Raw genomic sequence first — 24,010 nt, forward strand, 5'->3', positions numbered from 1 at the left:
CGATTTTGGCGACTCGGTCTCTCCAGGAATCGCGTCTAGCGCTTTTCGCAGGCAAGCCTCCACAGGCTGGCGGACCCGTGGGACCGACCGGGGTGGCGCTCCACTTGATTCGGGAAAACTGATTGCCAGCCGCTGAATCTGTATTGTCTGTACCGGCCCCTTCGCGAATGAATTCGCTCCTACGCAGACTGTGTGAAAACTACTGCAGGCTGGGCAACTTCGTCGCTACGCGCGCAATACTGCGTTAAAAACAGGCGAAAAATGCTCATTTAGAACACTAGAGTCGGACGCGACCCCGGCCGTTTTTCGCCTGTTTTTGCCTTGTCTTGCCGTCGCTCGCTACGTTTTCACACAGTCTGCACGGGAATTGTGTTTGCAGGCCAGCATAGAATTTCCCACAAGATATTCCGCGTTCAACATGCTGTTGTGTTGCCCCACTTGCTTAACCGACATCCCTGTTTATAGTTAACCAAACCTAACCCGCTGTACGTGAAGGACCATGCCATGAAGCCGTTTCGACTGATCGCAGCCTGCCTGGCTTTGACTTTTGGTTTGCAGGTGATGCCAGCAATGGCTAATGAAACTGTGAGTCACGGCAGTGGTGATCCGGTTTACAGCATCCAGAATCCCCCGGCCTACGCCATGATTGGCGACTTGCTGATTGCGCGTCCGCTGCTGGTAGCCGCCACTATTGTGGGGGCAGGCCTGTTTGTTATTGCACTGCCGTTCACCGCAATGGGCGGTGGTATTGGTCGTACGGGCAAGGCGTTGGTGGTCGACCCCGGTAAAGCTGCGTTTGTGCGCTGTCTGGGTTGCACCGGCGATGGCTACAACAAGCAGGAGTAATACCTGCGTACTGCGCCCATTCAGGGCGCGGTTTGCATGACCTTAGGATCAAACGTTTCTGACACGCCAAGGCCTCTCGGGTCGCTGGCGGCTTCAACGTGTTTGCCTGCTTTATCCCACCGCAGCACTTGCTGGTTCCCGTAGCCGCGCGGGACTTCTTTGAACTGATAACCGCGAGATCGCAGCGCGTTCATTTCTTCCAGAGTGAATGCATCTGCCTCGTGCTCAACGACATCCGGCAAATACTGATGGTGATAGCGCGGCACTGCTGGCCAGTTCGCAATGGGCTGACCGTCCAGGTATTGCAGCATCGAGAGCAGCACCATGCTTGGGATGCGGCTACCGCCCGGCGTACCAAATGCGGCGAATTCATCAGGGCTTTCAAGGAAACTTGGACTCATGCTCGACAACGGCCGCTTGCCCGCGGCAATCGAGTTGGCCCTGCTGCCTGCCAATCCATAGGCATTGCTGCCTTGGGGATCGGCAGCGAAATCGTCCATTTCGTCGTTCAGCACTACGCCGGTGCCCGGGACGGTGAAGGCTGCGCCGAATGGCAGGTTGACCGATAACGTCGCCGCAACTGCGTTGCCGTCACTGTCCAGAATGGCAAAGTGGGTTGTGTGCTCGCCTTCACGCCAGCGCGGCGCCGGTTCAAGGCTGGCGCTGGGCGTTGCGTCATGAGGCGCAATGCCCTGCGCCAGACGCACCAGATACCGCCGGTCCAACAGGCGATCGAGAGGGTTGGCGACAAAGTCAGGGTCGCCCAGTAACCCCCGGTCACGATAAGCGCGCCGCAGCACCTCAAGCACGTAATGGGCGCGCTGCACTTTGTCCGACGCCTGCCATGGTAGCTGTTGCAGCATCACCAGACTTTGAGCCAGCGCCACGCCGCCCGCAGAAGGGGGCGGCGCGCTGATCAGTTCTCGCTGGTCATCCAGGCGAAAGCGTAAAGGTGCGCGGGTCGCGATCTGATACTGGTCCAGATCTTCTGGTTTCCAGATGCCACCGGCTGCCCTTACTCCGTGAACCATTGATTGAGCGGTGAGACCCGCATAGAAGCCATCGCGACCGTTGTCAGCCAGTCGATTGAGCGTCACGGCCAGCTCCGGCTGCCGGATGATCGTGCCCGCAGCCGGGACATTGCCGTCGCGCAGGAAGAGGCGGGCGCTTTCAGGGTCCTTTCGCAGGGCCGTCAGGCGAGCAGTGGCGCGTTGCTGATAAATCCTGTCGACCGGAAAGCCTTGATAGGCCAGACGAATGGCTGGCGCCATGGAAACCTTAAGCGACAGCTTGCCGTAGCGTTCAGCCAGTTCGACCAGGGCAGCAGGTAATCCCGGAATGGCGGCTGCCAGCGGGCCGTTCAGAGACAGGGCAGGTACTACCTTGCCGTCACGGCGATAGAGATCATAAGTTGCGTTGAGCGGGGCTTTTTCCCGGGCGTCCAGAAATACATAGCCTGTCTCCGGTCCGCTTTGGCGTAACAGGAAGAAACCGCCACCGCCCAACCCTGAACCGTAGGGTTCCACCACAGCCAGTGCGGCGCTGACGGCCACGGCCGCATCAAACGCATTGCCGCCCGCGACCATGACTTCCCGACCAGCGGCAGTCGCTTGCGGATGCGGGCTGGCGATAGCGGACCGCTCCGGGCTAGGAGACAGTGTTTCAGCTGCGATGGATAGCTGCGCGAACAGCGCGCAAAGCAGCAACAAAATGCTGGATAGACAGTGGTGGTGACGGTGTTCTGGGATCATGCCAGGCTCGCTTTGGTCGGCAGGCATGAGCCTGTCAGCGATGCCGAAGGATCAAGCCTTGCCGGTAATGATCAGGTATTTGTTCATTAGCTCGTCTTTGCTTTCGACGCGGTTTTCATCCAGCGGGATGCAATCCACAGGGCAGACTTGCTGACATTGCGGCTCATCGTAATGGCCAACGCACTCGGTGCACAGGCTCGGGTTGATCACGTAGATCTCCTCGCCTTGAGAAATCGCCTCGTTCGGGCACTCGGGTTCGCAGACGTCGCAATTGATGCAATCGTCAGTGATGATCAGGGACATGAAACACTCCTGCCGCGGTCGATGCCGGGGCATATGAAATCCAATGCGGCGAATTGTGCCGCATTAGTCGTTTCGATGCACCCGGGCGTTGCCGAAAAGCTCAGCGTTTGAAGCGTTCGGTCAACGCCTCAGCGACAGCTGGATGCACGAACTTGGTGATATCGCCGCCCAATGCCGCGATTTCGCGAACCAGCGTCGAGGAAATGAACGAATACCGTTCGGATGGCGTGAGGAACAGACTTTCGACGTCCGGTGCCAGTTGGCGGTTCATGTTGGCCAACTGGAACTCGTATTCAAAGTCGGAAACGGCGCGCAGACCTCGCAGAAACACATTGGCGTTCTGTTCCTTGGCAAAGTGCGCCAGCAGCGTCGAAAAACCTACCACTTCGACGTTTGGCAGGTGTTTGGTGACCTCCCGGGCCAGCTCCACACGCTGTTCCAAGGGGAAGAGCGGATTTTTCTTGGGGCTGGCGGCAACGGCAATGATCACATGATCGAACAAGCGCGATGCGCGCTCGACCAGATCGCCGTGTCCCTTGGTAATAGGGTCGAAGGTGCCTGGATACAACACTCGGTTCATCGCGTCGTCCTGGTCGGAGTCCTTTGGGGAGTCGGATGGTAGCGCAGCATTCCCGGTGGGCCAAGTCGGCATGCCGAAGGCAAAGGTCGTATTGTCATTGAAATTGAGCGCTAAGGCCGGGTAAACCGTATCCCTGTAGGAGCTGCCGAAGGCTGCGAAAGCATTAATCCTGACCCGCCGCCATCGCAGCCTTCGGCAGCTCCTACAGGCGCAATCAGCTCAGCAGGCGTTCACCCAGCGCAGTCGCCAATTTGGCCGTCAGCCCGTAGACCGACAGTTGCGGGTTTGCACCAATGCTGGTCGGGAACAGCGAGCCGTCATGAATCGATAGGTTCTGCAGGTGGTGATGCCGACCCAGGCTATCGCATACCGCTTGTCGGGGATCTTCGCCCATGGCGCAACCACCCATCACATGAGCGCTGCCAAGTCGGGTGCGAAAAATCTCCAGGCTCAGGCTGTCGATCATCATCCGCGCTTCGGCAAAGTTTTTGGCATGGCGGGCGTCCGCGTGCATCGGCATGACTGAGCGCGCGCCTCCGGCAAACTGGATCTCGGCCATGCTGTGCCACGCGCGGCGGATACCGTCCCAGGTGTAGGGTGAAATCGGGTAGTCCAGCACCGGGCTTCCATCACCCCGCAACTGCACCGCGCCTCCCACGCTGTCCGGGTGAAAGCCGTCGCGCATGAGAGCCAGCATCATGTGAGTGTGAGGCAATTGCGCCATGCGCTCGGCGTTCTGTTGACCGAAGTCGCCGAGCAAAGTGCTGGCCAGCGCCGGATGCAGCGGCGGCACTTCGAGCTTGTAGGACATATGCCCTGCGATGCCATCTGCCCACTGAAAGTGATCTGAATAAATGGACTGCGGTGCGCCGTAGAACGGATTGATGACTTTATCGAACAACCCTGCGGAGAAGCTCGCCAAGTGCAGAAATGTACGCTTGCCTGCGCGCTCATGCGGGTCGGGCACTTTGGAGCGCATCAGCAGTGCCGGGCTGTTGATGCCCCCACCTGCCAGGACAAAGTGGCGCGCTTTGACGTGGATCGTGCGGCCATTAGGCGAGACACAGCGCTCATCCATGCCCAGGCAAACCAGTTCGGTGATCTTGTCGCCCTGGAGCAATAACCGATCGGCACGCGCCAGATAAAGCAGCTCGCCGCCTTTATCCAGGGTTGCCGGAATCGTTGTCACCAGCATTGATTGCTTGGCGTTACTGGGGCAGCCCATGCCGCAGTAGCCCAAATTCCAGCAGCCCAGCACATTGCGCGGGATTACATGCCAGCTGTAGCCCAGTTGCTCACAGCCGATGCGGATCACGTCGTTGTTGGCATTGGGCGGCATGATCCATGGGGCAACACTGAGTCGTTGTTCCATTTTCTCGAACCAGGGAGCCATCTGTCCTGCGCTGTGATCTTTCACCGCATGCTCGCTGGCCCAGTGCTCCAGCGTGGCCGGTGGCGTGCGGAAGCTTGAGGTCCAGTTGATCAGCGTCGTGCCGCCCACTGCGCGGCCTTGCAAAATAGTGATCGCGCCGTCCTTGCTCATGCGCCCGATGCCTTCCTGATACAGCGTTGAATAAGCCTGGTCTTCGAGCATCTTGAAGTCGCTGCTGGTCTTGAGCGGGCCTTCTTCGATCAGCAACACTTTGAGGCCCATCGCGCTGAGGATTTCAGCCGTGGTCCCGCCGCCCGCACCGCTGCCGATGATCGCGACGTCGGCCTCCAGAGTCAGGTCCTTGTCCAGGCGAGATCCGTCGTAGGTTTGCCAGCCACGGGCCAGGCCTTCGCGGAATGGATCAGGTACAGGCATACCACCTCGGTGCTTGTTTTTATGGATTCAGATTTTCGGTGGGCCGGCATAACCGCAATGCACCCAGGATTGAGGGGTGCTGTACCACGCCATTAGAGTGAGTTGCAGCAGTGCGGCATGTCCTTGGCGCAGGAGATCCAGCGAACTGTTTTGCCAGCGATCAAGGAAGTGCTGAATCTGTATGTTGCTGGCTTTTCCCCAGGCTGCCCATACGCCGGTCAGCGGTCCGCGGGTGAGCGGCAGGGTCAGCACATCAAGCAGTTGCTGAGTCAGCTTGAGCATTGCCGGCGACAGGTGACTCAGGCCTTTGTCGATGCATTGCAGGGTGTCATTGATGGCCTGCGGTACTAGAGCGGGTTGCACGCTGCCATTGATCAGCACCGGGACAAGTGCTCTCAGGAACGGCAGATCGCTGCTGCGCAGGACCCTAAAACCGTTAGCGGGGGCGGTCGCTGAGCAGCCACTCAAGCTTGCCGTCAGGCCGACGGTGGACAGAAACGCAGAGGCGCCCAGGCTGACTTGCAGGAAGTTTCGGCGGCTCAGGTTGTGCTGGGTGTTCATGAGTGAACCGTTATTGAATTGAAATGATCCCTGTAGGAGCTGCCGAAGGCTGCGAAAGCATTCGTTCTGACACACCGCGATCGCAGCCTTCGGCAGCTCCTACAGATAGGTTAGTCATCACCGAATAAACAGCTTGTAGACCAGCCGCTGAATAGCCTTGCCATACGGAGGGTAGATCAGCCGTGCAGCGTTGAAGCGCTGCTTGATCAGCACGCCCTTGGCCTTACTGAACGTCATGAAGCCTTCATGCCCGTGGTAATGACCCATTCCTGAAGGACCGACGCCGCCGAATGGCAAATCATCCTGGGCGACATGCAGCAGGGTATCGTTCAGGCACACACCACCGGAGTGTGTCTGTTCCAGCACGCGTTGCTGTTCGGCTTTGTCGTAGCCGAAGTAATACAAGGCCAGTGGGCGAGGGCGCTGGTTTATGTAGCTGAACGCCTGATCCATCCGTGAATAGGGCACGATGGGCAGCAGCGGGCCGAAAATCTCGTCCTGCATCACCAGCATGTCATCACTGACATTCAGCAACAGGCTGAACGGCATGCGTCGATCCTGACCTGCCTCGTAAAGGGAAATAACTTTCGCACCCTTGTCAGTCGCATCGGCCAGATAGTGGTTGAGGCGACTGAGCTGTCGTTGATTGATGATTGCCGTGTAATCCGGGTTGTCCGTCAGCGTGGGATAGAACCCGAGTACTGCGGTCTTGTAAGCATCAACGAATGCCTCGACGCGATCTTCCGGCACCAGGACGTAGTCAGGCGCGACGCAGGTTTGCCCGGCATTGAGCGTCTTGCCGAAGGCGATGCGCTCGGCTGCGTCCTTGAGCGGCACGTCATGGGACACGATGGCCGGGGACTTGCCGCCAAGCTCCAGCGTGACCGGCGTGAGGTTCTCCGCAGCCGCTCGCATCACATGCTTGCCAATGCTGGTTGCGCCGGTGAACAGCAAATGATCGAACGGCAATGTTGAGAATGCGATGCCAACGTCCGCTTCACCCAACACCACAGCGACCAAGTCCTCCGGGAACACACGAGCGAACAGATGCTTGAGCAGTTCGCCGGTGGCAGGTGTTGATTCGCTAAGTTTGAGCATCACCCGATTGCCCGCTGCCAACGCTCCGATCATTGGGCCGATGGCCAGAAACAACGGGTAGTTCCAGGGCACGATAACGCCGACTACCCCCAGAGGTTGATACACCACCTTGGCGGACGCGGGCTGAAAGGCGATGCCTACCTTGCGGCGCGAAGGCCTCATCCACTTTTTCAGATTTTTACGGGCGTCTTTTATGCCGAACAGGCTGGGCATCAGTTCGGCCAGCAACGTCTCATCAGCGCTGCGATGGCTGAAGTCACTGCTGATTGCCTCGATCAACGCCTGCTGCTCGGCACAGAGCAGGTCATGCAGGCTGGCAAGCCATTGCAGCCTCTGGCCAGCAGATGGCATTGGATTGGCGGCGAAGGCTTTGCGTTGCTCAGCAAACACCCGCTCAAGTTCGTTGGACGGTTGTGAGCGGTCCGTTAACCAAGCGAGTTCGGCAGGCATGTGGGCAATTCCTTTTGGAGTTATCCACTGGTTTTAGAGTTGTTGCTCTAGAAAGTCAAATACCGCTGCGTCGAGACATCCGCAGGACTGGCGTTAGTCGGGAGGGTGGCGCTACATTCACAGCATTCAATCCATCAGAAGTATCGTCCTCCCGGCGAAACCAGTCCTACAGTGTTTGGCGTTTGATAATGTCTGGCGGTATCTTTGCCGGTCTAGCGCAGCGGTCCGGAAACATTCATGTCGAAATCATCAGATGGCGTTCCTGCGGGATCTACCATCGCATCCTTGCCCAAAGGCGCGAGCCTGACCCTGATTGATGTCGCCAAGGTGGCGGGCGTTTCGCCGATGACGGTTTCCCGGGCATTGCACCGGCCTGAGCTGGTCAGCGAGAAGACTCGCGACAAGGTGCGCGAGGCTGTGCGCGCGACAGGCTATGTTTCGAACATGTTGGCCGGTGGGCTGGCCAGCAATAAGAGCCGCCTGGTAGCGATCTTCCTGCCGACGATTGCCAACTCAATCTTTGCCGACACGGTACAGGCGCTGATGGACTCCCTGACCAAAGCGGGCTATCAGACGATGATGGGGCTGACCGGTTATTCCGCCGAGCAGGAAGAGAGGCTGCTTGAGGCGGTCCTGGGGCGGCGGCCTGACGGCATTGTATTAACCGGTACGCTGCACACTGAGGCAAGTCGGATGCGCCTTGCCCAGGCGGGCATTCCGGTGGTCGAGGCGTGGGACTTGAGTGAAGCGCCTATCGACATGCTGGTGGGCTTTTCCCATGAAGCGGTGGGCGAGGCCGTGGCGCGGCATCTGCTGGAGAAAAACTATCGGCGTTTCTCGGTAGTTACCATCAGCGACCCCCGTGGTATGCGCCGCTGCAAAAGCCTGCTGGCTGAGCTGGAGCGCCATGGCGTTCGTGATGTGCCGGTTGAAGTGCTTGCGCCGCCAGCCACACTTGAAATCGGCCGCGAAGGTTTGCGTCGCCTGCTCGACCAGCAAGAGCGCCCTGAAATTGTTATCTGCAGCTCGGACACTATCGCGCAAGGTGTTCTGGCTGAAGCGGCCAGCCGGGGTTTGCGTGTGCCCGAAGACTTGGCGGTGATGGGCTTCGGTGACTTGAGCAGCGCCGCACAGGTTTATCCGGCATTGTCCACGGTCAACGTCGATGGTTTGCGTATCGGCCAACTCGCCGCTCAGGCCCTGCTGGAGCGCTTCGGCTACCCCGCTGGCGCAGAAAATCCCTTGCGGATCGATACCGGTTTCACCCTCATCGACCGCGCCACCACCTGAAGTCACTGGCATCTGAATTAATGAACGGTGCTATTGAATGATTGCGCAATCATAGTAGTATCGGCTCAGTTCTCCCGCCGCATCAGGGCGTGGAGATTTTTTTGAAGTCTGAATGATTGCGCAATCATTATTCTCTGCATTTGCTCGTGCCTAACCACGAAGCTCTGGTGCGAGCCGAACTCAGGAAGCCCCTATGCAAACCCAACAAGAAAACATCAAGTCCGCCGATCACGACCAGATTGCCTGGGTGAAGGTCTCATCGGTATTCCTGCCGCTGGCCAATCCGATCAGCGACGCCAAGGTATTGACCGGGCGGCAGAAGCCGATGACCGAAATCGCCATGCTGTTCGTGGAAATCGAAACCGTTGATGGCCATAGCGGGCTGGGTTTCAGTTACTCGAAGCGCGCCGGTGGTCCTGGCCAGTTTGCGCACGCTCAGGAAATCGCTCCGGCGCTCATCGGTGAGAACCCCAGCGATATCGCCAAGCTGTGGACCAAACTCTGCTGGGCGGGTGCATCGGTGGGCCGCAGCGGCATGTCGACTCAAGCCATTGGGGCCTTCGACGTGGCGCTCTGGGATCTGAAGGCCAAACGCGCCAATTTGTCCCTGGCACGCTTGCTCGGCGCGCAACGCGATTCTGTACGTTGCTACAACACTTCCGGCGGCTTCTTGCATACGCCGCTGGATCAGTTGATGAAAAACACCGATCTGTCCCGGGAAAAGGGCATTGGCGGTATCAAACTGAAAGTCGGTCAGCCGGACTGGGCTGTGGATATCGAGCGCGTCAGCACCATCCGCAAACACCTTGGGGATAACTTCCCGCTGATGGTCGATGCCAATCAGCAGTGGGATCGGCCGACGGCCCAGCGCATGTGCCGCAAGTTTGAAGAGTACAACCTGATCTGGATCGAAGAGCCGCTCGATTGTTACGACGCGGAAGGCCATGCCGCACTGGCTCAGCAATTCGACACGCCAATCGCCACAGGGGAAATGCTGACCAGCGTGGCCGAGCACGCCGAGTTCATCAAATTGCGCGGCGCTGACTTCCTCATGCCCGATGCGCCGCGTGTAGGCGGCATTACGCCTTATCTGAAAGTAGCGGCCATGGCAGAACAGGCCGGGTTGATGCTGGCACCGCACTTCGCCATGGAGTTGCACGTCCATCTGGCGGCGGCTTACCCGACTGAACCCTGGGTTGAGCATTTCGAGTGGCTGGAGCCGTTGTTCAATGAGCGCCTGGGAACCCGTGATGGCCGCATGCTGGTGCCGACCCGGCCAGGATTGGGGTTGACGCTGAGCGAGCAGGTCAAGCCGTGGACCGCGCAGCAAGTGGAAATTGGCAAACGCCCTTGAGGGAAAGTGATATCCGGGCAGGTGATGCCCGGATATCACGCTTGCGTTAAGATCGCTCGATACCTATAACACTCGAGCGATCAAGTTGAGCATGACCCCGCGTATCAAAACCCGTGAACGGATCGTGCAGAACAGTCTGGAACTGTTCAATCAGCAGGGCGAGCGCAGTGTCAGCACCAACCACATTGCCGCTCACCTTGAGATGTCGCCCGGTAATCTCTATTACCATTTCCCCAATAAGCAGGCGATCATCGCCGAGCTCTTCAGTGAATACGAAGTGCTGGTGAACACCTTTCTGCGCCCGCCCAAAGGCCGTCTGCCCAGTGTCGAAGACAAGCGGTATTACCTGCTGGAAATCCTCGACGGCATGTGGCGTTATCGTTTTCTGCACCGTGATCTGGAGCATTTGCTGGATGCTGACCCTGATCTGGCCGCCCGCTACCGACGTTTTTCCCAGCATTGTCTGATTCAGGCCATGGCCATTTACGGTGGATTTGTTGAGGCTGGCATCCTGCACATGAACAAGGTGCAGATTGAGTCGCTGACGCTCAACACCTGGATCATTCTCACGTCCTGGGTACGCTTCCTCTGTACTACGCGGGAAAACAGCACTCATTTGAGTGAAGATGCGATTCGCCGTGGCGTTTATCAGGTACTGATGCTTGAGTCAGGTTATGTAACTGCGCAGGCGCAACAGGAAGTGAATGCGCTGTGCGAAGAATTTTATGTACCGTTGCATCAAGCGCTGGCGGACGGGGTCTGAACGTCGTTAGCCGGAACGAATTGCAGCAATGCTGAATATTCAAAATTGTCCACAGGAGCCTGTCATGCCCATCGCGCAACTGATCAGCCCGCAGCAACTGGCCGCTCGCCAGCAGCAGCCTGGGCTGGTGATTCTCGATTGTCGTTTTGCTCTGGAAGATACCTCCTACGGCCAGCGCAGTTATGCCGACGGGCATATCGACGGCTCGTCGTTCGCCGATCTGGAGCGGGATCTCAGCGGTCCGGTCAGCAAGGGTAAAACCGGCCGCCATCCGCTGCCGGATCCACAAAAACTGGTTGAGCGCCTGCAGTATTGGGGCGTCAACGCCAATAGCGATGTTGTGCTTTATGACGATGGTCCGGGTGCCTACGCCGCCCGGGCGTGGTGGCTGCTGGCTTGGTTGGGCAAGCGTAACGGGGTATTTATTCTCGATGGTGGGCTGAAGGCCTGGCACGCTGCGGGGTTGCCATTAAGCCTTGATCCTCCAGGCAAAGAACCGGGGGATTTTAACGGCCAGCCGGATGACTCGCTGGTGTTGAGTGCCGATCAATTGCAGAAGCGTCTCAACAAACCAGAATTGACCCTGATTGATGCCCGCGCCGAAGCTCGTTTTCGCGGAGAAGTGGAGCCCATTGATCCGGTCGCGGGGCATATCCCTGGCGCGCAATGTACGGCGTTCAACGAAAACCTTGGCCCTGATGGACGCTTTTTACCTCCTGAGCAACTCAAGCAGCGGTTTGCCGAAAAGCTTCAAGGGCGCCCGCCTGAGAGTCTGGTTGCTTATTGCGGCTCCGGCGTAACGGCCTGCCACAACCTGTTCGCGCTGTGCCTGGCGGGTTATCCGTTGGGCGGGTTGTATGCGGGGTCGTGGAGTGAGTGGATTACTGATCCGGCGCGTGAGGTTGCGACGGGGGCTTGAACGAAATAAAGATGAGCTGCCGCGGTGTCCATGGCACCGAGCTGTATCGCGGCAAAACATTTGACCTGTAGGAGCTGCCGAAGGCTGCGATAGCGGTGCATCAGAATGAATGCCTCGCAGCCTTCGGCGGCTCCTACAGGGGATGTGTTTGCTAAACGAACGTCCCATGCGCGTTCGTCAGCCACAATGGAATCCGTCTTTCGAGGTAATAACCCGGATTCTTTAGCGAGCCGTCGACAAATCCCACATGCCCGCCTTTTTCCTGCAGCTCGAACTCGGTGCTGGCAGACAGTTCTGTCGGTTCCGGCAAGCTGTGCTTGAACACGAACGGATCGTCTGCCGCCTGGATAATCAGCGTCGGCGTGCGGATTTCTCCCAGGTAATAGCGGCTGGACGCACGACGGTAGTAGTCCTTGGCATCGGCAAAACCGTGCAGCGGAGCGGTCACCCGGCCATCGAAATCCCAAAACGTGCGCATGTTCTCCAGCGAGCCCAAAGCTGACAGCTCGGCGAGCCCTTCGCTGATCCCTTCATCCTTGAAGTGCCGCTGCTTGTCCTTCACGTAGGTGACCATTTCGCGCATGAAATGCCGCTGATAGACCTTGGAAAAGCCCATGCCGATGCGGTCGGCGCACTCATCCAGACGGAACGGTACAGACACCGCCACTGCGCCTTGCAGGTCACTGTTGACGCCTGACTCCCCCAGATATTTGAGGAGTACGTTGCCGCCCAACGAGTAACCGACTGCGTACAACGGTGCCAGTGGGCGTTTGGCGCGCAGATGAGCGATGACCGAGGCCAGATCTTCGCTGGCGCCAGAGTGATAGCTGCGCGACAGCAAGTTTGGCTCGCCGGAGCAGCCCCGCCAGTTGAGCGCGACGCTGGCCCAGCCTTCCTGAACGATCGCCTGCTGCAGGCCGACCACATAAGGCGAGTTGGATGAGCCGGTCAGTCCATGCAGGACCAGCACCAGAGGAGCATTCAACTCGTGCGGGCCAAACCAGTCCAGATCAAGGAAATCTCCATCGGCCAGCCAGATGCGCTCGCGTTGACGCTCGATCCGCGTCTTTTTGCGCCACAGCGGACCCCACAAGGTCTGCAAATGAGGATTGCCCAGGCCCGAGGCCGGAATGAAGCGGTTGGCGAAGGAGGATTGAGCGGGGCGTGTGAGCACGGTTGTCCTCTCTCGGCAGATTGCGTTTGCGTATGAGGCTTACGTTGCCACAAGTGATAGAAGTCGTGAGCAGAATTTTTGCTCAGCGGTAGGGACGAGGGATAAGTGGTTTGGCTGATTAACTGGGCGAGATCTGTGCTGGGCTGCAAACACGATCCCAGTGGGAGCGAATTCATTCGCGAAGGGGCCGGTACATGCACAGCACCTGCTTTGTCAGGAATGCTGTCTTCCCGAATAAATTCGGTCCCACCGGATGGCGGTGACCTGGAGATGAGTGCGAATCCCGTGGAGCCCATTCGCGAATGGGCCGGTACATCCGATCTTGATTCATCGTTTGCACAAGCCTATTCGCTCCCACAGGTCAGGCGTCACTCACGTCGAGCAGATTTACCCGCGCTGCCATAGAGCGTAATAAACCTGCCCGGCTTTCTTCTCCCGGTGCAGACGCCAGTTGCCTGGCAAGCCGGTAGTCGAAGGCGGGGTTTCGCTTTCGGTGTAGACCCAGGCGTTTTCTGCCAGCCAGCCATGTGATTCCAGCAGTGCGCACGCCGAAGCCAGCAGGTTCTGGTGGAACGGCGGGTCGAGGAAAACCAAATCGAATGGCTCGGCGGCCTGGTTTTCCAGGTGGCGCAACGAGTCGGTTTGCGAGACCTGGCCAGTGGTGCAGTTCAGCATGCTCAGATTCTGACGCAGGCTGGCGATCGCTGCAGCGCTGTTATCCAGCGCCAGGCCCTTGCTTGCACCACGGGACAGCGCTTCGAAGAACAGCGCGCCGCTGCCGGTGAAAACATCCAGTACCTTGGCACCGGCAATGTCCATTGCCAGCCAGTTGAACAGCGTTTCGCGAACGCGATCGGGTGTCGGGCGCAGGCCCGGGGCGTCAGGGAACGTCAGTTTACGACTGCCCCATTCGCCACCAATGATGCGCAGTTGGCCCAGGCCGTTATGACCCTTCGGGCGTGGATTGGCCATTAATGCTCCGGGACCCCAAGAGGGCGTTCAGCGGGTTTGTCGGTGGGCGGCGGCAGCGGCTTTTGCGCAACCGTCGGCCCGGCGGTGACGATGACCATCTTGTCAGCGCTCAAGTGCTTGTTCATCACCTCTTTGACTTGCTCGACGGTCACATCCTGCGACTGGGTCATGAAGTCTTCGAGGAAAGTCAGCGGCAAATCATAGAAGCCGATGGCGCCTAATTGCGCGACGATGGACGAGTTACTGGCGGCGGTCAGCGGGAAGCTGCCGGCCAGTTCACGCTTGGCGTCGTCCAGTTCCTTCTGGGTCGGGCCGTTAGCGAGGAAATCGCGAACGATGTCCTGCACCAGTTTCAGCGTGTTTTCGCTCAGTTCGGCACGGGTCTGCAGGCCAATCATGAACGGCCCTTGGGTTTGCATCGGGGTGAAGCCCGACGAAACGCCATAGGTCAGGCCGCGCTTTTCACGGACTTCAGTCATCAAACGGCTGCCGAAGCCACCACCACCGAGGATCGAGTTACCCAGCGACAGCGCTGCGTAATCCGGGTCGTTACGCTTGATGCCCAGTTGCGCGAGCATCAGGTGAGTCTGTTTAGAGGGGAACTCGATGTGAGTTTCGCCCGCTTTGGGTTCGGCAGGCGTTGGCAGTTTTGCCAGTGCCGGGCCTTTAGGCAGCGATGAGGAAACTTGCGCTGCAATTGCCTGCGCTTCGTCCCGGGACAAATCACCCACCAACGCAATCACCGCGTTACCGGCGGCATAAGCCTTGGCATGAAACGCCTTGAGCTGAGCCTGGGTGATGGGTTTGATGGTTTCAGCCGTGCCTTCGCTCGGATGGCCATAAGGGTGATTGCCGTACAGGCGCTTGAACAGCTCCTCGCCTGCCAGCGAACCCGGATTCTGCTTCTTGTACTCGAAGCTGGCCAGCAACTGGTTCTTGATGCGAGTTAGCGAATCAGCAGGGAAGGTCGGCTTGCCCACCACTTCGGAGAACAGCTTCAGCGCTGGCTCGCGCTTGTCTGTCGCGCTCAGGCTGCGGATCGAGGCCACTGCCATGTCGCGATAAGCGCCGTTACTGAAGTCAGCGCCAAGGCCTTCGAAGCCTTGGGCTATAGCGGTCACGTCCTTGCCTTTCACACCTTCGTTGAGCATGGCATTGGTCAGGACGGCGACCCCTGGCAGGGTCTGATCCTGGCTGCTGCCAGCGGCGAAGGTCAGACGCATGTCAAACATCGGCAGCTCGTGAGCTTCGACGAACAGGACTTTGGCGCCCTCTGCGGTTTGCCAGGTTTGAATGTTCAGCGCACGACGTGCCGGAGCCTTGCCGTCGAGCTCTTTCAATGATTCCAGAGCGGGGCGGGCAGGCGCGGCGTTGCTGGCGGCTTCTTCAGCCAGCGCCGATTGTGTAGCGAAAACACTGAGGCTGGTGGTCAACAGCAGGCCAAACAGCATCTTACGTGGGCCGTTGCGCTCACTCATTTTGCTTTCTCCTCAGGCAGAACGTGCGCAACGCTGAGGCGCTCACGGGTGAAGTAGGTGCTGGCGGCTTTCTGAATGTCTGCCGGGGTTACGCTTTGCAGCGCGGCCAGTTCCTCGTCGATCAACTTCCACGACAGGCCGACGGTTTCCAGCTCGCCGATAGTGCTGGCCTGACTGGTGATCGAGTCGCGCTCGTAAACCAGACTGGCGATCACTTGAGCACGTACTCGTTCGAGTTCTTCGTTGGTCGGCGGCTTGGTCTTCAGCTCGTTGAGCAAACGCCAGATACCGGCTTCAACGTCAGCGAGGGTTTTCTTCTTCTGGGTGTTGGGCGTGGCGCTGATCATAAACAAGCTGTCACCGCGCGCGAAAGCGTCGTAGTTCGAGCCGGCTCCGGAGACCAGTTCCTCGCCGCGCTCAAGGCGCGTCGGGATGCGTGCGCTATAGCCGCCATCCAGCAAGGCCGCGATCAGGCGCAGCGCGTTGACCGAGCGCGGGTCTTCAGCGGTGGCCAGGCTCGGCACGTTAAAGCCATACATCAGGCTTGGCAGTTGAGTCTGTACATGCAGAGTGATGCGGCGCTCGCCGGGTTCGGCCAGTTCCAGTGGTTTCTTCGACGGCGGCACATCGCGGCGCGCAATCGGCCCGAAGAAGCGTTCAGCCAGGGCTTTGACTTCATCCGGCTTGACGTCCCCGACCACCACCAGTGTGGCGTTGTTCGGCACATACCAGGATTGATACCAGTGGCGCAGCTCTTCGACCTTCATGCGGTCCAGGTCTGCCATCCAGCCAATGGTCGGCGTGTGATAGCCGCTGGCCGGATAAGCCATGGCCTTGAAGCGCTCGAAGGCTTTGGACGTCGGCTTGTCGTCGGTGCGCAGACGGCGCTCTTCCTTGATGACTTCGATTTCGCGGCTGAACTCGTCGGCAGGCAGCGTCAGGCTGGCCATGCGGTCGGCTTCCAGCTCGAAGGCCACGGCCAGACGATCACGGGCCAGTACCTGGTAGTACGCGGTGTAGTCGTCGCTGGTGAAAGCGTTCTCTTCAGCACCCAGATCCCGCAGGATCAGCGAGGCTTCGCCCGGCCCGGTTTTCGAGCTGCCTTTGAACATCATGTGTTCAAGGGCGTGGGACAGGCCTGTCTGGCCCGGGGTCTCGTAACTGGAGCCCACTTTGTACCAGACCTGCGACACCACAACCGGCGCGCGATGATCTTCGCGGACGATGACCTTCAGGCCATTGGCGAGGGTGAATTCATGGGTAGGTTGCGGATCGGCGGCCATTGCGCCGAATGGCAGACAAATTGTGCCGAACAGCAGGCCTGCGGCACGGCGGGCTAGAGCATTCATTCGTAATTTGAACCTGTAAGACGGCCCGTTTGAACTTAGCGTCCACGGGCGCGGGGGTGTTAGGATAGCGGCCTGTTCTGCTGCCGACCATGACAAAGATTCGGAGAGGTTCGTAAGCCGACTCCCTGTAGGAGCGAGCTTGCTCGCGACAGCGCTGAGCCAGTCGATAAAAAATTCGCCTGATAAATTGATCGCGAGCAAGCTCGCTCCTACAGACAGCTGCGATTTTATGCTCGACCAGCAGATGAACAAGCAGACCGAAATGTAGTCTGTTTCGCATACCAGAATTTTTCAGAGGCGCCGCTCTGGCGCGTCGCTACCTTGAGATAGCCGTCCTCCATGTTTGGTTCCAACGACGACAAGAAGAACCCAGCCCCGGCTGGCGAGAAGAAAGGCCTGTTCGGTTGGCTGCGCAAGAAGCCGCAGGAAACTACGGTCGAACAACCACAAGACTTGGCTCCTGCAGCCCCGGAGCCGGTTGTTGAACCGATTCCAGAGGCCGCTGAGCTGCAGCAACCTGCTGCGCTGGCCCCAGCGCCGGAAACTGTCAGTGCAGAGCCGACAGTCGAGCACGTCCAGCCGGGCGAACCCACGGCAGAGCCATGGCTGACCCTGCCGGTCGCCGAGGAACCGGTGGCGCTGGTCAATGAATATGAGCTGCATGTCACGCCGCCTATCGCTCCTCCTGCTTCAACCTCTGTTGCGCAACCTGAGCCCGAATTGTCACGTATTGACGTGCCGATTGCCGAGCCGGAGTCCACGATCACGCCAGAGCCAGAGCCAGAGCCAGAGCCAGAGCCGGTTGCCGTAGAACCCGAGCCGCAGCCTGAGCCGGTGGTTCCGCCTGTGGTTGCTGCCATGGCCCCTGCCGCTGCTGCAGCCGTTGCGCCGATCATCGAAGCCCCGGCGGCACCGGCACCGGCACAGCCCGAGGCCACCAAAGCGGGCTTCTTCGCACGCCTCAAACAAGGCTTGTCCAAGACCAGCGCCAGTATCGGCGAAGGCATGGCCAGCCTGTTCCTGGGCAAGAAAGTCATCGACGATGACTTGCTCGAAGAAATCGAAACCCGACTGCTGACCGCTGACGTTGGTGTCGAAGCTACAGGCGTGATCATTCAAAGCCTGACCCAGAAGGTCGCCCGTAAGCAGCTTACTGACGCTCAGGCGTTGTATACGTCCCTGCAAGGCGAGCTGGCCGCAATGCTCAAGCCGGTTGAACAGCCGCTGATTATTGATGCTTCGCGCAAGCCGTTCGTGATTCTGGTCGTCGGCGTCAACGGCGCGGGCAAAACCACGACGATTGGCAAGCTGGCGAAGAAGCTGCAGCTAGAGGGCAAAAAAGTCATGCTCGCCGCCGGTGACACCTTCCGCGCCGCTGCCGTCGAGCAACTGCAGGTCTGGGGTGAGCGCAACAAGATTCCGGTCATCGCTCAACATACCGGTGCCGACTCCGCTTCAGTGATCTTCGACGCCGTGCAGGCCGCCAAGGCCCGCGGTATCGACGTGCTGATCGCTGACACCGCCGGTCGTCTGCAAACCAAAGACAACCTGATGGAAGAATTGAAGAAGGTGCGCCGGGTGATCGGCAAACTGGACGCCGATGCACCTCACGAGGTTCTGTTGGTGCTGGACGCCGGTACCGGACAGAACGCGATCAGTCAGGCCAAGCATTTCCACCAGGCGGTTTCCCTGACCGGCTTGGCACTGACCAAGCTCGACGGTACGGCAAAAGGCGGCGTGATCTTTGCGCTCGCCAAACAGTTTGACCTGCCTATCCGCTATATCGGCGTGGGTGAAGGCATTGATGACCTGCGTACTTTTGAGGCCGAGCCGTTTGTTCAGGCCCTGTTTGCGGAGCGCGAGCGCACATGATTCGTTTCGAACAGGTCGGTAAACGCTATCCGAACGGACACGTCGGCTTGCATGAGCTGAGCTTTCGAGTGCGTCGTGGTGAGTTTCTGTTTGTGACCGGTCACTCCGGCGCGGGCAAAAGTACCTTGCTGCGTCTGCTGCTGGCCATGGAGCGCCCGACTTCCGGCAAGTTGCTCCTGGCAGGTCAGGACCTGGGCCAGATCAGCAACGCGCAGATACCGTTCTTGCGTCGGCAGATTGGTGTGGTGTTCCAGAATCACCAATTGCTGTTTGATCGCACGGTATTCAACAACGTCGCCCTGCCTCTGCAGATTCTGGGATTGTCCAAGCTGGAGGTTACCAAGCGTGTGGACTCCGCTCTGGAGCGCGTAGCGTTGTCGGATAAGGCCGAGCTTTATCCGGGTGATCTTTCTACCGGTCAGCAACAACGGGTGGGTATCGCCCGCGCTATCGTCCATCGCCCGGCCTTGCTACTGGCCGACGAACCCACCGGTAACCTCGATCCACGTCTCGCAGCGGAAATCATGGGTGTGTTTGAAGACATCAATCGTCTCGGCACCAGTGTGCTGATCGCCAGTCACGATCTGGCGCTGATTGCCCGTATGCGTCACCGCATGCTCACGCTGCAACGCGGTCGTCTGATCGGTGACGGGGAGGCTGGGGTATGAGTGCAACACGTTCACCTAAGGTTTCCGAGCGCGTATCGCCGAAAGCCGCCGATCCTGCTCCGAAAAAGCCCAAGAACAACAGCCACGATGATGACGGCCCGGATTTCGGCACGCTGTTCAATGCCTGGCTGGAAGCGCACCGCTCCAGTTTGATCGACAGCTTGCGTCGCCTGGGCAAGCAGCCGATTGGCAGTTTTTTCACCTGTCTGGTGATGGCGATTGCCTTGAGCCTGCCCATGGGCTTGTCGTTGTTGCTCAACAACGTCGAGCGCCTGGGCGGTTCCTGGCAGCGTGCGGCACAGATTTCGATCTACCTGAAGCTGGATGCCAGTGCCAGCCAGGGCGAAAAATTACGGAACGAAATTCGCCTGATGCCGGGTGTTGCCGAGGCTGAATACATCAGTCGCGAGCAGGCACTGGCTGAATTTCAACAGCAGTCCGGGCTGGGCGAAGCGTTGAAAGAGCTGCCGGAAAATCCGCTGCCGGGTGTTGTGCTGGTCACGCCGGACGAGGTAGACAAGCCTGCACTGGAGGCCTTGCGTACTCAGTTGGCAGGCATGCCTAACGTCGAGCAGGCGCAGCTGGATCTGGTCTGGGTTGAGCGGCTGGCAGCGATTCTCAAACTGGGCGACCGCTTTGTCTTTGGTCTGACTGTGCTATTGGTTGCGGCGCTGTTGCTGGTTATTGGTAACACCATACGTCTGCACATTGAGAACCGTCGTACCGAAATCGAGGTCATCAAATTGGTAGGCGGCACGGACAGTTATGTACGTCGGCCCTTCCTTTATATGGGCGCACTGTACGGTCTTGGCGCGGGTTTCCTGTCGTGGGGCGTGCTGGCATACGGCCTGAACTGGCTCAACGACGCGGTTATCGGCCTGGCCGGATTGTACGGTAGTGACTTTTCTCTGGCTGGCGTACCGGCGTCCGATGGTCTATCACTCTTGCTTGGAGCGGTGTTGTTAGGGTATATCGGTGCTTGGATTGCAGTAGCACGCCATTTGAGAGAGCTGGCACCTCGGTAAATTTTTCTTCATGTATTGACTTTATTTACGCAGGGAACTTGTTTAGCGGTTCCCGGGTCAATTTCGCAGTGCTTAACTGCACGAGTCATGTGACGGAGGTAACATTTCGTATGACCACTTCTTTGCAACCTGCGTATGCCTTAGTCCCGGGTGCGAACCTGGAAGCCTATGTGCACACGGTGAACAGCATTCCTTTGCTGACCCCGGAGCAGGAGCGTGAACTGGCTGAGAGTCTCTATTATGAGCAGGATCTGGGGGCGGCTCGGCAGATGGTCCTCGCCCACCTGCGTTTTGTTGTGCATATCGCACGCAGCTATTCCGGTTACGGCCTGGCTCAGTCAGATCTGATCCAGGAAGGTAACGTCGGCCTGATGAAGGCCGTTAAACGCTTTAACCCGGAAATGGGTGTGCGTCTGGTTTCGTTCGCTGTTCACTGGATCAAGGCGGAAATTCACGAGTTCATCCTGCGCAACTGGCGCATCGTGAAAGTCGCGACCACCAAGGCCCAGCGCAAGCTGTTCTTCAACCTGCGCAGCCAGAAGAAACGTTTGGCGTGGCTGAACAATGAAGAAGTTCATCGCGTGGCTGAAAGCCTCGGCGTTGAGCCGCGTGAAGTGCGCGAGATGGAAAGTCGCCTGACAGGGCACGACATGGCGTTCGACCCGGCTGCTGAAGCCGACGACGACAGCGCGTTCCAGTCGCCAGCGAACTACCTGGAAGACCACCGTTACGATCCGGCACGTCAGCTGGAAGATTCCGACTGGACTGACAACTCCACCGCCAATCTGCATCAGGCGCTGGAGGTGCTGGACGACCGCAGCCGTGACATCCTCTATCAGCGCTGGCTGGCTGAAGAGAAAGCTACGCTGCATGACCTAGCGCAGAAGTACAACGTCTCCGCCGAGCGTATTCGTCAGCTTGAAAAGAGTGCGATGAACAAGCTCAAGTTGTCGATAGCCGCTTAAAGCTAAGTTGACAAAGAAACGCCCTGACCGGGAGACCGGCCAGGGCGTTTTTGTTTGTGTGTCTGGATCTGGTCCCTGTGGGAGCTGAGCTTGCTCGCGATGCTGGCGCTGCGGTCCATCAGGCCAATCGAGTTACCGTTCATCGCGAGCAAGCTCGGCTCCTACAGGTATTGAATGGGCGCGCCTCAGTGCCATGCTGGCACCGGGTCGCCAGATTTACGACTGCTGCGCAGCCGTTCGCGAATGAATTCGCTCCTACCGGTTCGAGTCCGCCGGCTATAACTTCCTGCTGCTATTCAACCCGAGCAGATAATCATCCCCACCCAGCTGCTGCATCTGGCGACGAATCCAGCTGGCGCGGCCCGCAACATAACTGGTCGGACGGCTGGCGCTCCAGACGCGGGGGTTGGGCAGTACCGCTGCCAGATAGCTGGCCTGCTGTACCGAAAGCGCACTGGCGTTCACGCCGAAGTGGTGCTGCGCAGCCGCTTGAGCGCCGAACACACCGTCATCCCACTCGACGCTGTTCAGGTACACCTCAAGGATCCGCTGCTTGGACCAGAGGATTTCAATCAGCCCGGTAAACCACGCCTCAAGGCCTTTGCGCAGATAGCTGCGACCCGACCACAGGAACAGGTTCTTGGAGACTTGCTGGCTTAGAGTGCTGGCACCGCGAATCGAGCCGCCCATCTCGTTGTGGGCAATGGCCGCCTGAATGGCTTCGACGTCAAAGCCCCAGTGCTCAGCGAATTTCTGGTCTTCGCCTGCAATCACTGCCACTTTCAGGTCGTTGGAAATCTTGTCCCATGGCTGCCAGGTGCGCTGTAGATCAATAGGCTTGCCATCGACCCATGATTCAATCTTGCGCTCAACCATCAACGCCGTGCCCGGTGGCGGCACGAAGCGGAAGATCAGGACCAGCAACACGCTGCCCGCAGCAAACAGGAGCAGGGCTTTGATAAGACGACGTACTAATGAACGCAGCATAGAGATGGCTTGGCCGAACCCGTTGAGCGGGCCATTATACAGACCGTGCGCCTTTGGACGATTTTTGAACGGAGTTAGTTATGGTTCGTAGCTTTTTGATGTTGGCCGCGTTTTTTGGCTTCACCGGCGTTGCGCTGGGAGCGTTTGCTGCGCATGGCCTCAAGAACCGCCTGAGCGCTGAGTATCTGGCGATTTTTCATACTGGCGTGCTCTATCAACTGATCCATGCGCTGGCGATTCTGGGCGTGGCGGTGCTTGCCGCTCAGCTTCCGGGCAGGCTCATGACCTGGGCGGGCTTCTCGTTTGCGCTGGGAATTGTGCTGTTTTCGGGCAGCCTGTATCTGTTGACCCTGACCGGTATCAGCAAATTGGGGATCATCACGCCCTTTGGTGGGCTGGCGTTTCTGGTGGGCTGGGCGTTGCTGGGTTTGACCGCGTGGCGTTTGGGTGGGGTTTGATCGACCCGTTTTTGAATTGAAATTATTTGTTGGAGCGAGGCTTGCCCGCGAAGAACGATAACGTGGTGCATCTGACGAACCGTGTCGACTAATTCGCGGGCAAGCCTCGCTCCAACGGGACATCAGCAGATCGCCCGAGACGAATGGCGTGGCTTTACCTTGGTCATACAGGCTGATCGGGCTAGAATGCTCGCCCCCAAAAATGATGGCTGCTCCCGCGCATGCACATTCAGTTGAACGGTGAACCCTTTGAATTGCCCGACGGCGCGACCGTTCTGGCATTGCTGACCCGCCTTGATCTTGTCGGGCGTCGTGTCGCAGTCGAGCTGAACCTGGATATCGTGCCACGCAGCCAGCATGAGACCACGGCCCTGAACGAAGGCGATCAGGTCGAAGTCGTCCACGCGATTGGCGGCGGCTAGGCTTCGACATTTTCTGATTCAACTGCAAGACCTCAACTTCCAAGAGGATTTCCAATGAGCAATGTTCGCAGCGACAAGCCGTTTGTTCTGGCCGGTCGGACTTTCGAGTCGCGCCTGCTGGTGGGCACCGGCAAGTACGTGGATATGGAGCAGACCCGTCTGGCCATTGAAGCGTCGGGTGCCGAGATCGTCACCGTCGCAGTACGCCGTACAAATCTGGGCCAAAACCCGGGCGAGCCGAACCTGCTGGATGTCCTGCCGCCGGATCGTTACACCATTCTGCCGAATACCGCAGGCTGCTTCGATGCTATCGAGGCTGTACGCACCTGCCGCCTGGCCCGTGAACTGCTCGACGGCAAGAATCTGGTCAAGCTGGAAGTTCTGGCGGATCAGAAAACCCTGTTCCCTAACGTGATCGAAACCCTCAAGGCTGCCGAAGTGCTGGTCAAGGAAGGCTTCGACGTGATGGTTTACACCAGTGATGACCCGATCATTGCGCGCCAGCTGGCGGAAATCGGCTGCATCGCCATCATGCCGCTGGCTGGCCTGATCGGCAGCGGGCTGGGCATCTGCAACCCGTACAACCTGCAGATCATCCTGGAAGAAACCAAAGTCCCGGTGTTGGTCGATGCCGGTGTCGGCACGGCTTCCGATGCAACTATTGCCATGGAACTGGGCTGTGAGGCCGTGTTGATGAACTCGGCCATCGCCCACGCTCAAGACCCGATCCTGATGGGCGCAGCCATGAAACACGCCGTTATTGCCGGTCGTATGGCTTACCTCGCAGGCCGTATGCCAAGAAAACTGTATGCCAGCGCATCTTCGCCGCTGGATGGGTTGATTCGGTAAGGCAGCCTGATAAAGACCCCCTGTGGGAGCGAGGCTTGCCCGCGATAAGGCTGGACGCGGTTCATCTTG

At 58.7% G+C, this 24,010-nt stretch carries 23 protein-coding genes; 12 read left to right on the forward strand and 11 right to left on the reverse strand.

All coding sequences use genetic code 11. From position 1 onward, the window contains the following. Positions 1 to 504: 504 nt before the first annotated feature. Positions 505 to 846: a multidrug transporter gene (locus EE949_RS08825; RefSeq protein WP_122663941.1), complete on the forward strand. Its 342-nt coding sequence runs from the start codon at positions 505 to 507 to the stop codon at positions 844 to 846. 20 nt (positions 847 to 866) lie between these two features. Here EE949_RS08825 and ggt read toward each other — a convergent pair whose 3' ends face one another. The 6 genes from ggt to EE949_RS08855 all read right to left on the reverse strand — a co-directional run bounded on the left by ggt (position 867) and on the right by EE949_RS08855 (position 7,396). Continuing rightward, positions 867 to 2,597 (reverse strand): gamma-glutamyltransferase, encoded by a 1,731-nt coding sequence (gene ggt, locus EE949_RS08830; RefSeq protein ID WP_122663974.1) that lies wholly within the window; start codon positions 2,595 to 2,597, stop codon positions 867 to 869. A gap of 51 nt (positions 2,598 to 2,648) precedes the next feature. After that, positions 2,649 to 2,900: a YfhL family 4Fe-4S dicluster ferredoxin gene (locus tag EE949_RS08835; protein WP_122663942.1), complete on the reverse strand. Its 252-nt coding sequence runs from the start codon at positions 2,898 to 2,900 to the stop codon at positions 2,649 to 2,651. 100 nt (positions 2,901 to 3,000) lie between these two features. Further along, positions 3,001 to 3,480 carry a pantetheine-phosphate adenylyltransferase gene (coaD, locus tag EE949_RS08840; RefSeq protein ID WP_087268469.1) on the reverse strand — a complete coding sequence of 160 codons (480 nt, stop codon included), beginning with the start codon at positions 3,478 to 3,480 and terminating at the stop codon, positions 3,001 to 3,003. 214 nt (positions 3,481 to 3,694) lie between these two features. Next, on the reverse strand, positions 3,695 to 5,287 hold the full coding sequence (locus EE949_RS08845) for a GMC family oxidoreductase (RefSeq protein WP_122663943.1): 1,593 nt from the start codon (positions 5,285 to 5,287) through the stop codon (positions 3,695 to 3,697). A gap of 27 nt (positions 5,288 to 5,314) precedes the next feature. Beyond that, positions 5,315 to 5,848, reverse strand: coding sequence for a twin-arginine translocation pathway signal protein (locus EE949_RS08850; protein ID WP_122663944.1), 534 nt, complete (start codon positions 5,846 to 5,848; stop codon positions 5,315 to 5,317). A gap of 117 nt (positions 5,849 to 5,965) precedes the next feature. Continuing rightward, entirely contained in the window at positions 5,966 to 7,396 is a 1,431-nt protein-coding gene (locus EE949_RS08855; protein WP_122663945.1) for a coniferyl aldehyde dehydrogenase, read from the reverse strand. Positions 7,397 to 7,633: 237 nt separating this feature from the next. On the opposite strand from EE949_RS08855, the gene EE949_RS08860 reads away from it, so the two are divergent. From EE949_RS08860 to EE949_RS08875, 4 genes are all read left to right on the forward strand, one after another. Then, positions 7,634 to 8,686, forward strand: coding sequence for a LacI family DNA-binding transcriptional regulator (locus tag EE949_RS08860; RefSeq protein WP_122663946.1), 1,053 nt, complete (start codon positions 7,634 to 7,636; stop codon positions 8,684 to 8,686). A 193-nt stretch (positions 8,687 to 8,879) separates the two neighbouring features. Next, entirely contained in the window at positions 8,880 to 10,040 is a 1,161-nt protein-coding gene (locus EE949_RS08865) for an L-talarate/galactarate dehydratase (protein WP_122663947.1), read from the forward strand. Positions 10,041 to 10,131: 91 nt separating this feature from the next. Beyond that, a complete protein-coding gene (locus EE949_RS08870; protein WP_122663948.1) occupies positions 10,132 to 10,803 on the forward strand; it encodes a TetR/AcrR family transcriptional regulator in 672 nt (223 codons plus the stop codon). A 64-nt stretch (positions 10,804 to 10,867) separates the two neighbouring features. Then, positions 10,868 to 11,722 carry a sulfurtransferase gene (locus EE949_RS08875; RefSeq protein ID WP_122663949.1) on the forward strand — a complete coding sequence of 285 codons (855 nt, stop codon included), beginning with the start codon at positions 10,868 to 10,870 and terminating at the stop codon, positions 11,720 to 11,722. A 151-nt stretch (positions 11,723 to 11,873) separates the two neighbouring features. On the opposite strand, the gene EE949_RS08880 is transcribed toward EE949_RS08875, so the two are convergent. From EE949_RS08880 to EE949_RS08895, 4 genes are all read right to left on the reverse strand, one after another. Then, complete coding sequence (locus EE949_RS08880; RefSeq protein WP_122663950.1) at positions 11,874 to 12,896, reverse strand: hydrolase; 1,023 nt, start codon at positions 12,894 to 12,896, stop codon at positions 11,874 to 11,876. 387 nt (positions 12,897 to 13,283) lie between these two features. Further along, a complete protein-coding gene (gene rsmD / locus EE949_RS08885) occupies positions 13,284 to 13,868 on the reverse strand; it encodes a 16S rRNA (guanine(966)-N(2))-methyltransferase RsmD (protein WP_122663951.1) in 585 nt (194 codons plus the stop codon). Further along, complete coding sequence (locus tag EE949_RS08890; protein ID WP_122663952.1) at positions 13,868 to 15,346, reverse strand: M16 family metallopeptidase; 1,479 nt, start codon at positions 15,344 to 15,346, stop codon at positions 13,868 to 13,870. The genes rsmD and EE949_RS08890 overlap by 1 nt, the downstream gene beginning before the upstream one ends. Continuing rightward, positions 15,343 to 16,695 (reverse strand): M16 family metallopeptidase, encoded by a 1,353-nt coding sequence (locus EE949_RS08895; protein ID WP_122663953.1) that lies wholly within the window; start codon positions 16,693 to 16,695, stop codon positions 15,343 to 15,345. Before EE949_RS08895 ends, EE949_RS08890 begins: the two co-directional genes overlap by 4 nt. A 339-nt stretch (positions 16,696 to 17,034) precedes the next feature. Between EE949_RS08895 and ftsY the strand changes: the two genes are divergently transcribed. The 4 genes from ftsY to rpoH all read left to right on the forward strand — a co-directional run bounded on the left by ftsY (position 17,035) and on the right by rpoH (position 21,225). After that, a complete protein-coding gene (ftsY, locus tag EE949_RS08900; RefSeq protein WP_122663954.1) occupies positions 17,035 to 18,567 on the forward strand; it encodes a signal recognition particle-docking protein FtsY in 1,533 nt (510 codons plus the stop codon). Beyond that, on the forward strand, positions 18,564 to 19,235 hold the full coding sequence (gene ftsE, locus EE949_RS08905) for a cell division ATP-binding protein FtsE (protein WP_122663955.1): 672 nt from the start codon (positions 18,564 to 18,566) through the stop codon (positions 19,233 to 19,235). Before ftsY ends, ftsE begins: the two co-directional genes overlap by 4 nt. After that, entirely contained in the window at positions 19,232 to 20,260 is a 1,029-nt protein-coding gene (gene ftsX / locus EE949_RS08910) for a permease-like cell division protein FtsX (protein ID WP_122663956.1), read from the forward strand. The genes ftsE and ftsX overlap by 4 nt, the downstream gene beginning before the upstream one ends. A gap of 110 nt (positions 20,261 to 20,370) precedes the next feature. Next, the gene (gene rpoH, locus EE949_RS08915) at positions 20,371 to 21,225 is read left to right on the forward strand and encodes an RNA polymerase sigma factor RpoH (RefSeq protein ID WP_122663957.1); all 855 of its coding nucleotides are present in this window, start codon (positions 20,371 to 20,373) and stop codon (positions 21,223 to 21,225) included. Positions 21,226 to 21,501: 276 nt separating this feature from the next. Here rpoH and mtgA read toward each other — a convergent pair whose 3' ends face one another. Continuing rightward, positions 21,502 to 22,212, reverse strand: a complete 711-nt coding sequence (gene mtgA / locus EE949_RS08920) for a monofunctional biosynthetic peptidoglycan transglycosylase (RefSeq protein WP_122663958.1) — start codon at positions 22,210 to 22,212, stop codon at positions 21,502 to 21,504. 80 nt (positions 22,213 to 22,292) lie between these two features. On the opposite strand from mtgA, the gene EE949_RS08925 reads away from it, so the two are divergent. The 3 genes from EE949_RS08925 to EE949_RS08940 all read left to right on the forward strand — a co-directional run bounded on the left by EE949_RS08925 (position 22,293) and on the right by EE949_RS08940 (position 23,941). Then, positions 22,293 to 22,670, forward strand: a complete 378-nt coding sequence (locus EE949_RS08925) for a DUF423 domain-containing protein (protein WP_122663959.1) — start codon at positions 22,293 to 22,295, stop codon at positions 22,668 to 22,670. Between the two features lie 221 nt (positions 22,671 to 22,891). Then, a complete protein-coding gene (gene thiS / locus EE949_RS08935) occupies positions 22,892 to 23,092 on the forward strand; it encodes a sulfur carrier protein ThiS (protein ID WP_027899703.1) in 201 nt (66 codons plus the stop codon). A 54-nt stretch (positions 23,093 to 23,146) separates the two neighbouring features. Continuing rightward, positions 23,147 to 23,941: a thiazole synthase gene (locus EE949_RS08940; RefSeq protein ID WP_027899704.1), complete on the forward strand. Its 795-nt coding sequence runs from the start codon at positions 23,147 to 23,149 to the stop codon at positions 23,939 to 23,941. The last annotated feature ends 69 nt before the right edge of the window (positions 23,942 to 24,010 follow it).

The sequence above is a fragment of the Pseudomonas viridiflava genome (assembly GCF_900602065.1).
In the GTDB taxonomy this organism is placed as follows: domain Bacteria; phylum Pseudomonadota; class Gammaproteobacteria; order Pseudomonadales; family Pseudomonadaceae; genus Aquipseudomonas.